The 9,211-nt window shown below is 44.1% G+C and carries 9 protein-coding genes and 1 pseudogene; 6 read left to right on the forward strand and 4 right to left on the reverse strand.

Going from position 1 to position 9,211, the window contains the following annotated elements:
- Nucleotides 1–23: 23 nt before the first annotated feature.
- Complete coding sequence (gene speD / locus IGQ44_08075) at nucleotides 24–431, reverse strand: adenosylmethionine decarboxylase (protein ID HIK37932.1); 408 nt, start codon at nucleotides 429–431, stop codon at nucleotides 24–26.
- Between the two features lie 421 nt (nucleotides 432–852).
- Here speD and IGQ44_08080 point away from each other — a divergent pair, with 421 nt between their 5' ends.
- The 3 genes and pseudogenes from IGQ44_08080 to IGQ44_08090 all read left to right on the forward strand — a co-directional run bounded on the left by IGQ44_08080 (nucleotide 853) and on the right by IGQ44_08090 (nucleotide 4,439).
- Nucleotides 853–2,991 (forward strand): glycine--tRNA ligase subunit beta, encoded by a 2,139-nt coding sequence (locus IGQ44_08080; protein ID HIK37933.1) that lies wholly within the window; start codon nucleotides 853–855, stop codon nucleotides 2,989–2,991.
- Nucleotides 2,992–3,101: 110 nt separating this feature from the next.
- The gene (locus tag IGQ44_08085; protein HIK37934.1) at nucleotides 3,102–3,569 is read left to right on the forward strand and encodes a lipoprotein signal peptidase; all 468 of its coding nucleotides are present in this window, start codon (nucleotides 3,102–3,104) and stop codon (nucleotides 3,567–3,569) included.
- A 13-nt stretch (nucleotides 3,570–3,582) separates the two neighbouring features.
- Nucleotides 3,583–4,439: pseudogene (locus IGQ44_08090) on the forward strand (alpha/beta hydrolase).
- Here IGQ44_08090 and aroQ read toward each other — a convergent pair.
- On the reverse strand, nucleotides 4,436–4,885 hold the full coding sequence (aroQ, locus tag IGQ44_08095) for a type II 3-dehydroquinate dehydratase (protein HIK37935.1): 450 nt from the start codon (nucleotides 4,883–4,885) through the stop codon (nucleotides 4,436–4,438). The pseudogene IGQ44_08090 and the gene aroQ sit on opposite strands and share 4 nt — an antisense overlap.
- Nucleotides 4,886–4,956: 71 nt before the next feature.
- A complete protein-coding gene (locus IGQ44_08100; protein ID HIK37936.1) occupies nucleotides 4,957–5,100 on the reverse strand; it encodes a hypothetical protein in 144 nt (47 codons plus the stop codon).
- A gap of 171 nt (nucleotides 5,101–5,271) precedes the next feature.
- Between IGQ44_08100 and IGQ44_08105 the strand changes: the two genes are divergently transcribed.
- Both IGQ44_08105 and IGQ44_08110 read left to right on the forward strand, forming a co-directional pair.
- The gene (locus tag IGQ44_08105) at nucleotides 5,272–5,676 is read left to right on the forward strand and encodes a hypothetical protein (GenBank protein HIK37937.1); all 405 of its coding nucleotides are present in this window, start codon (nucleotides 5,272–5,274) and stop codon (nucleotides 5,674–5,676) included.
- 10 nt (nucleotides 5,677–5,686) lie between these two features.
- A complete protein-coding gene (locus IGQ44_08110; protein HIK37938.1) occupies nucleotides 5,687–6,946 on the forward strand; it encodes a glutamate-5-semialdehyde dehydrogenase in 1,260 nt (419 codons plus the stop codon).
- Between the two features lie 11 nt (nucleotides 6,947–6,957).
- Here the strand turns inward: IGQ44_08110 and IGQ44_08115 are convergent, their stop codons facing one another.
- Nucleotides 6,958–8,427 carry a TldD/PmbA family protein gene (locus IGQ44_08115; GenBank protein HIK37939.1) on the reverse strand — a complete coding sequence of 490 codons (1,470 nt, stop codon included), beginning with the start codon at nucleotides 8,425–8,427 and terminating at the stop codon, nucleotides 6,958–6,960.
- 506 nt (nucleotides 8,428–8,933) lie between these two features.
- Between IGQ44_08115 and IGQ44_08120 the strand changes: the two genes are divergently transcribed.
- On the forward strand, nucleotides 8,934–9,211 hold a 278-nt coding region (locus IGQ44_08120; protein ID HIK37940.1), incomplete at its 3' end, for a proline--tRNA ligase.

Below are 9,211 nucleotides of genomic sequence, written 5' to 3' on the forward strand. Positions count from 1 at the left end.
TAATTTGAGGGAACTACAAGTCCTTACCGACTACTAGAAACCAACTCCTCTAGTTTCTTCACAGTGGCCTGATGAGAGGCGTAAATCTCCGGGAAGCCACGCTCTATCTCTCGGATTTTAGTCTCCTTCGCCCCTAGTGCCGCCTGTAAAACCTTCATTGCCTCTTTTGGTTCCCCCTTGCCACAGAAGAACAAATCTGCGGCAAAATAGCCATACTCTGGCCACGTGTGGATGGCAATATGTGACTCTGCCAAGGTTACAGTAGCAGTTACCCCGTGGGGACTAAACTGGTGTACACACATGTCTATCAAGGTGGCCTTTCCGGCCTTAACGGCATTTAATAACCCCTCGCGGATTCTTTCGGGATCATTTAAAAGATCCGCAGGGGCCTGCCATGCATCCACCACTAAATGTGTACCCACTTTTTTCATTCTTCCTAACTCACTCCATACAGTTTTTGCTACAGTATTTGTTTTTTTTGTTTTGTTTGCTTGGGATTTCTTGCTTGGCTACTCTTCCTTGCTACCTTTGTTTTTTTTTGTATTTGTCAGGTTAAGGAAAAGTAAAGACAAAAAATCACTCAACTAACCAGCATATACAAAAATACCCAGGAATGTCAAGTACTTTTACCAAGTTTCTCCCTCCATTTTCTATAATTTTTCCTTATGAATGGGGCCAGGATGCCGCCTTCCCCTGCCCGGTCATAATAAACACGAGGGAGAGAATAATATAACCGTTGGCTACAATTTTGGGAGTCAAGGAATGAAATGGGGAATGACATGGGGATGATTGATGGAAGGTGTGGCTATCACCGATAATGAAAAGGAGAGTGAGGAAAAAAGAGCAAAAAATATGGGAAATTTTCTCTTGGAAATAGGCACAGAAGAATTGCCGGCAGACTTTGTGGAAAGCGCCATTGGTCAGTGGCAAGAGAGGGTGAAAAAAGATTTAGAGGCAGAGTATTTACACCCTACTGAGGTAAAAGTATATGGCACCCCCAGACGTTTAGCTGTACTAGTAGAAGGCTTGCCGGAAAAACAAGAGGATAGGGAAGAAGAAATAAAAGGGCCTCCAGTGGCAGTGGCCTTTAAGGATGGGAAACCTACACCGGCAGCAGAAGGTTTTGCCCGTAGACAGGGGGTTAAAGTAGAGGATTTGGTGGTAAGAAAAACAGATAAAGGAGAGTTTATATTTGTAGTCAAAACAGTCACGGGAGAAGCTACCACTGATATCCTCCAAAGACTAATCCCCCGGTGGATTACTGGCTTGGAAGGGAAACGGTTTATGCGTTGGGGAGATGGAGACTTCCGTTTCCCCCGTCCCATTCGTCATCTCGTTGCCCTTTGGGATGATCAGATTCTTCCTTGTAGTATAGTTAACGGTTCTACTATTCTACAGGCTAACCGCGTCACCACCGGCCATCGCGTCTTACACCCCCAACCGGTAGTCATCCCCACCGCCTCTGATTACCTGGCTACCCTGGAAAAAGCCTTTGTCTTGGCAGATGCCTCTATCCGTCGTGAAAAAATAAAACAGGAGGTCACACGCCTGGCAGAAACAGTAGGAGGAGAGGCAGAAATACCCCCAGACTTACTTACAGAAGTCACCCACCTAGTAGAATATCCTACCGCCGTCCTAGGCCAATTTGAGCCGGAATTTCTACAACTGCCTCCGGAAGTCATCATCACCGTCATGGTAAAACACCAACGCTATTTCCCCGTTAAAGATAAAGACGGAAAACTACTTCCGTATTTTATTACAGTCTCCAACGGCGACCCCGCCAAGTCGGATATTATAGCTTTAGGCAACACTAAAGTAATACGAGCTAGACTGGCAGATGCCAAGTTTTTCTACCAAGCCGACTGTGACGAACCTCTGGCCACCTATTTGCCCGCCCTGGAAAATGTAACTTTCCAAGAAGAGCTGGGTAGTATGCGAGACAAGGTGAATCGCATCATCGCCATCAGTCAGCAAATTGCCGAACAACTCGGCCTAGACGACAGTCAGAAAGCAGAAGTGGAAACCACTGCCTCCCTCTGCAAGGCGGATTTAGTCACCCAGATGGTATATGAGTTTCCCGAATTGCAGGGAGTTATGGGGGAAAAATATGCCCTGGCAAGTGGCGAGGAGGCTACTGTCGCCCGAGGCATTTTTGAACACTATCTCCCTCGACATGCCGGAGATATAATGCCAGAAACCCTCAACGGTCAAATTGTAGGCATAGCCGACAGACTTGATACTATTGTTGGTATAATAGGCCTTGGCATGCTACCCTCTGGTTCCAGTGATCCCTTTGCCCTCAGAAGGGCTGCTAATGGTATAATTACTGTCACGTGGTATGCCAATCTTAAAATTAATCTTCTTGAGTTAATACAACAAGCCTGTCAGGACTTTGTTATTGCCCATCCCCACAAACAAAACCCCCTCCCAATTGTTCAAGACTTTTTCTGTCAAAGAATAGCAACCCTACTACAAGATGATTTACATGTAGATTATGACTTGGTCAATGCCGTTGTGGGCAACAATGAGCCAGAATTTACACAGAGGGCATTGGCCGACTTATTAGATGTGAAAAATAGGGCTTTATTCCTGCAAAAAATTCGTGATAACGGCCTCCTTGAACAAATCTATGAAACTGTTAACCGCGCCACCAGGTTGGCAGTAAAAGGGAATTTGCCCACTCAAGAATTTTCTGCCACCAAAGTGATTAATCCTCAACTTTTTGAGTCTATTTCCGAACAACAACTTTTTGAGGCCTTGCTCAAATTAGAGACAATTTCCCTTCAAGCAAAAGCGGAAAGTAACTACCAGTTGCTGGTGGACGGTTTAAGAGAAATTACCCCATATTTGGAAGAGTTTTTTGACGGCAAAACTAGTGTCTTAGTGATGGCAGAAGACGAAAAAATCAGGGAAAATAGGCTTAATATGTTGGGACTGATTCGTAACTATAGTCGCGTTTTGGCCGACTTTAGTGCTATTGTGAAATCCTAGGATTTTCCCCAAATATGCCAGAGAATAGTTTTCCCATAACTATTCTCTTCTCTTTTTGCCTTACTCTGGCAATCTGCTTCCCCGTCACTTCTGATATTATCTCCCAACAAATGAGGAAAAACAGACAATTCTGGCTGGTGGCAATAATGGCGCTAACACTGGATCAAATTACCAAATATCTGACAGTAATAACCTTTGAAAATGTAGGAGATACTATACCCCTTTGGCCCGGTGTTTTTCATATAACATACGTAAGAAATACGGGAGCAGCCTTTAGTTTTTTTCAGGGAGGGGTGGGTTGGTTAAAATGGTTGTCTCTTATCGTCAGTGTGGTGTTAATAATCTTTGCCTGGAAAGAAAAACTTAGTACACTAGAACAATGGGGTTATGGTTTCATTTTAGCAGGGGCCTTGGGCAATGGAGTAGACAGATTTTTATTCGGCTATGTGGTAGATTTTTTTGACTTCCGACTTATTAATTTTCCTGTATTCAACGTTGCTGATGTTTGTATTAATATTGGTGTTATTCTTTTAATTTATACGAGCTTTGGGCCAGGCAAAACCAGAAATACTCCCTAGAAGAATAACCACTATGTTTCAACAGGAAAAGGCACTACTAGGTGATATCCAATTGGTTTATTTACATTGGCGGGGTTTAAAACAAGACAACTCGGAAAAGAAAAACATCCTACTGTTACACGGCATGGCAGACAATAGTCTTGTATGGCTAAAACTAGGAGGATTTCTGTCCGCCAAGTATAATAACTATGATATAGTGGCTCCAGATTTAAGGGGCCATGGCAATAGTAGCAAGCCAGAAACTGGTTATTATACCCACCACTATCTTCAAGATATATCCGGCTTGCTTCAACATCTCAACTGGGAAAAAGTACATATAATTGCCCATTCCTGGAGTGCCAAAATAGCCTGTATCTTTGCCACCAAATTCCCTAATTACTGTAAGAGTTTAACCCTAGTAGACCCTTTTTTTATCAACTCCATGCCGTCTGTTTTTAGAGTAACCTTTCCCATCCTCTATAAACTCTTGCCCTTTTTAAAGTTAATGCAAACCCGGATTACCATTCGGCAGAAAAAGTAGCAAAAACCCTAAATCAATACCAGGGATGGAATGAGTGGCAAAGGGAAATATTCAGACATAATATGGAAGAAAAAGGCGACGGCAGCTGGAAGAGTAAATTCCCAAAACAAGCCCGCAATGAAATCTTTGAAGATGTGTTGAAACATGAGGGATTAACAACTAAATTGGAAATCCCCGCCCTTCTGGTTTTACCAGAAAAAGGACTAAATAGCACCCCTTGGCAAATCAACCCCTACAAACAATATCTGGCCAATTTGACTATAAAAAAAGTGCCGGGAAACCATTGGGCCTTTATAACGGAAGCAGAGGCATTTAACCACACAATAGAGGAATTTCTCCTCTCAGTTTAGGAATTCTTTGAGAGGTAATTAACCAACGCTTGTAAACCTAAACGATAACTGTCTACACCAAAACCACAAATTTGCCCAATGGCAACAGCGGCAATATAAGAATGATGACGAAACTCCTCCCGGCGGTGAATGTTACTTAAGTGCACTTCTACCACTGGGAGGTTAACTGCAGCCAAGGCGTCTCTCAATGCCACACTAGTATGGGTATAGCCTCCCGGATTAATAACAATCCCGTGATGGGTGCCTAAGGCTTGGTGGATATAGTCGATTAAAACCCCCTCGTGATTGGACTGCAAACAGGTAATATCCACCCCTAACCTGGCGGCATCCTCTTGGAGAATATCATTAATGGCAGACAGGGAGGTATACCCATAAATACTCGTCTCCCTCTTGCCCAAAAGATTTAAATTAGGGCCGTGTAAAACCAGAATACTAAACCTTCCCAAGACTTGTTCCCTTTTCCTATTCTCTGGTGGAAAGCCAGGTTACAACAAGGTATTACGCCTCGAAGTACAGTTCATTGCCTGCCACGGGGGGGATGGTTTTTCACGGGAATGGGCACCAACTCGGGCTCATTTTCTTTAGGTGGATTCAACAGGGCTTCCATGACCCTTTCAGTCCACTTTCCAATCTTGCGCCAAATCCTCTCCACTTGTCCCATTTACCTACAATACCCCAATCTACTGGCCGGATGATACCATAATAACTCTTAGTGGGGAAAAGTGCAACTGTGGGGAGAAAAAAATTTCGTAATAGTTTTTAAATTTACCGTTGAACCGGCCGCCTATAATAGGGATATAGCCATCTTTTAGAAACAGAACTGGTGACGGTGGTGCGTTCAGGAAAATCTCACCCAATCGACCTAAACAGTGAATATCCCTGCCCCTGTGGACGTAAAGGCACATTGAAACCGATTATTCTGACAGAGGCGATGGGGTGTGTGAATTGCCAGCAGATTTTCGTGTTGTCAGAAAATGGAGAGGGGATAGAGCAATTGAATCCCAGTTACCCTTATAAGAGGAAATGGCGTTGGAATGGCAAAAAATGGATCCCCTTACAAAGTGGTTGGCCAAGGAATGATGTGTTTGCCTTCTTTGTGATTTTTTTGACGGTTATAGGTATCATCCTATTTTCCAATTTATTATGGGCAGACCTAGGGATAGTTCGCAGTCTTTTGGTGGTAGGATTAATACTTGTTTTTCTGTGTTTTTTCTTCCTGTTTTTCTATCGTCGTTAGGGAGAAAATTATGAATGAATCTGTCTTGGAGCCCTTGGATGTGATTTTACAAAGGGCAAGCAGTGCTTTTCTGAAAATGGGGGGGATAAAGGGAATTGACCGTTCAAAAGCAGTCAAAAAAATGGCGCTAAAACTAAATGAATTCCTGGATGAGATTTTACAAGCTAACACCCTGGATTTGGAAATAAGTAAAGAAATGGCAGTGCCTGATTTAATTCTAGACTGGCTTAAACTCACCCCCCAACGCCTAAAAAGTGCCATAGCAATACTGGATACTTTAGCAGAACTACCAGATCCCCTCCAGAAAGTTATTAATGCTCCCTATCAGGTTACCTACTGTCAGAATTATTCCCAGTTAATGCCTTTGGGTGTGATAGCTTTTATATACGAAGCACTACCGGAATTGGCCATAATAACTGCCGGCTTGACTATAAAAACGGGAAACGCCCTTATTTTGAGGGGTAGTAGTGAGGCTAGTAATACAAATGCAGTGATAGTTCAGGCGCTACAGGCAGGGTTAGAAGAGGCAAATTTCCCGGCAGGGTGTTTAGAGTTTTTGCCTTCGGAACAGGGGTTTAAGATTGAAGACATAGTAACCCAAGACAAGTATATCAATTTAGTGATCCCCTATGGAAGACCCAGTTTAATTCAAAAGGTCACCCGTTTTGCCACTTGTCCGGTGATAAGATCGGCCATAGGCAATTGTTATTTGTACTGGTCTAGTTGTTATGATTTGGAACTAGTAAAACACGTAATTGTAGACAGTTATCAGACGATTCCGGATAGGGTAAATGCCATAGAAAAGGTACTAATCAACAAACAACAGAAATCCAACTCCCTCTCTCGTCTTTTTGAATATCTAAAAGGAGAAAATTTCACCCTTTTGGGAGACGAAACCCTAGTGGGGCAATACCCAGAATACCTACAACCCATGTCAGAGGATAAATGGGGGCAACCGTTTTTAGCGCCCATCATTGCCTTCAAGTTGGTAGAGGGTCTACCGGAGGCTATAGCATGGATAAACAAGTATAGTAGTGGACATGCTGACTGTTTGTTGACAGACTCCTATCAGGAAGCCAGAATCTTTGCCATGGAAACAGATAGTGCCCTAGTTTATGTAAACACCTCTCCCAGGTTTTATCGTTATATCCCTGGGAGTAATTCAGTGTTTTTAGGAGTTTCCAATCAGAAGGGATACCGTCGTGGTTTAATTAGTCTAGAGACCTTCACCACCGTTAAACAAATTATACTGGGCGGTGGCGCCCATTGAGACCCCCCCACCTATCTGCCCCCTACAGTGATAGAATCCACCTTTATGTGAGGTTGCCCCACCGTAACATAGATACTACCACTTACGGAGCCACAAAAACCAGGGGCTAAGGCCAAATCCTGAGAGGACATGGAAATCTTCATTAAAATCTCCTTGGCTGTGCCAATGAGGGTGGCACCTTTTAGGGGTTTGGTAATCTTCCCGTTTTCAATCAGATAGGCTTCATCCACCCCAAAGTTAAATTCTCCGGTGGGGCCTACGCTCCCACCTCCCATTTTCTTACAATAGATACCACGGTCGACAGAATCAAATAGTTCTTGCAACGTGTATCTCCCTGGGGCTATATAAGTGTTACGCATGCGGGAGGCTGCCGGGAAGCTATAATTTTGTCGTCTGCCACTGCCAGTGCGGGGGTGGTTAGTGCGAAGACTGCCAGCCCTATCTGCTAAAAAGTTCTTTAAAATACCGTTTTCAATCAACAGAGTGCGTTGGGGGGGCATCCCCTCATCGTCCATATCAATACTACCAAAAGCATGTTCAGACAAGCCCTCATCCCAAGCAGTAAGATTCTCATGGGCAATCTGTTGTCCTTTTTTATCCTTAAAGGGGGTAGTTTGTCTTTCTATCTGAGTGGTTTCCAGCAAATGCCCACAAGCCTCATGGAAAATTACGCCCCCAAACTGGTTAGCCATAATAATGGGATACTGCCCGGATTCTACATAATCCGCATATAGCATTTTACCCGCCGACTCAGCAATCTCCTCCGTCGCTTCCTCTACACGCCACTGTCTCAAAAAATCAGGATTGCTGGTATCCCCATCCCTTCTCCCTATGGAAGATCGATGTTCTCCATCAGCACACAGTATACTACAGCCTACAGATTGGGTAAGACGAATATCCCTGGCAAAAGTGCCATCACTGGCCGCCACTAACACCTCCTGCCAATCCCGAAAATAAGACGCCCTTCTGGATTGCACGTGGGTTGCTTTTTTATTCAGCAGATGGGTGGCAGAAAGCAAAACCCCGCTTATTTCCTCCAGACTGCTACATTGAGACAACCAAGCCTCTTTATTCTTAGCAGTGGCGTAGTCTCGCAGCATTTCCAGGTTGACTTCGGGTATTAACGCACTTCCCCTCGGCAGGTTAAACCCCAGAATGGATAATGCCTTTTCCAATGCCCTTTTCAACCCCTCAAACGTCACATCATTGGTGCTTACATAACAATCTTGTGTGCCCTTAAACACCCTCACCCCCGCCCCAGTGGCTAAACTGGGGGTAATACTGGTGATTTTGTCGTCTTCTGCTAGACAGCTGACATAGTTATTCCTTTCTAGGAAAAATTCTACCAAGTCAGCCCCTGCCGCCCTGCCTAGGCCCAACAGTATGGACAAAGGTTTTTCCCAGCTTTCATCAAACCTCTTTTCTGCCGGCTTATATGACAGTTTAGGCATTTCTGCAGATATTATCAAGCCCGCGGACATACAACCACTCCCTCTCACTTATATACACAATTGTCCATTTTACATAATCTCCTTCCCTGGCTGAGGAGCACCTGGCATTTACAAATATTCTCTCCGGCATAAACAAAAACTTTTTTCAATAAAAACCCTACTCTTAACTCCCTTCTTTTCTTCTTGTAAAACAATATTTTTCAATAATCCCCCAGCCAAATGCACTCCCCCCCTCCGCCCTCCCGTCTACTTGCTAACAGGCCAGATTTTTTTCTTCCATTATATTTGAAAATTTTTTTATTTAAAAAATGAACAGCCCAAACCCTGACAGTCACGTCTCCTGCCGTCCCATGGTCCCATCCTAGCACCACCGCCCCGGGAGAGGGGAAAAAGATTAAGAAATGTAAAGGTGTAAAGGGGAAAAGTAGCAGGCAAATACCTGTGCGAGCGATAATCTGCCCCTCCCTATATTCCCTTACCTATCCTATAATGAAGGTTTATCTGTCCAGGAGAAAAGAGGGTAATTGGGGAAAGCAATGCGTCTATCATCCATGTTATTCGTGACTCTACGAGAAGAGCCAGCAGAGGCAGAGATTGTCAGTCACAAGTTACTATTAAGGGCAGGATATATTCGGAGGATAGGTAGTGGCATTTACTGTTACCTCCCCCTGATGTGGCGAGTGTTGCAAAAAATTAGCCAAATCGTGCGGGAAGAAATGAATGCCGCCGGCGCCTTTGAATGTCTACTACCCCAACTACAACCGGCTGACTTGTGGCAAGAATCAGGGCGTTGGGATACCTATACCAAGGCTGA

Source organism: Geminocystis sp. M7585_C2015_104 (assembly GCA_015295805.1).
Classification (GTDB): Bacteria; Cyanobacteriota; Cyanobacteriia; order Cyanobacteriales; family Cyanobacteriaceae; genus DVEF01.

Coding starts and splice junctions, on each gene's coding strand:
- IGQ44_08115 (HIK37939.1), bottom strand. CDS start 8,427: ATGTCCGCGGGCTTGATAATATCTGCAGAAATGCCTAAACTGTCATAT.
- speD (HIK37932.1), bottom strand. CDS start 431: ATGAAAAAAGTGGGTACACATTTAGTGGTGGATGCATGGCAGGCCCCT.
- IGQ44_08080 (HIK37933.1), top strand. CDS start 853: ATGGGAAATTTTCTCTTGGAAATAGGCACAGAAGAATTGCCGGCAGAC.
- IGQ44_08100 (HIK37936.1), bottom strand. CDS start 5,100: ATGGGACAAGTGGAGAGGATTTGGCGCAAGATTGGAAAGTGGACTGAA.
- IGQ44_08110 (HIK37938.1), top strand. CDS start 5,687: ATGAATGAATCTGTCTTGGAGCCCTTGGATGTGATTTTACAAAGGGCA.
- IGQ44_08085 (HIK37934.1), top strand. CDS start 3,102: ATGAGGAAAAACAGACAATTCTGGCTGGTGGCAATAATGGCGCTAACA.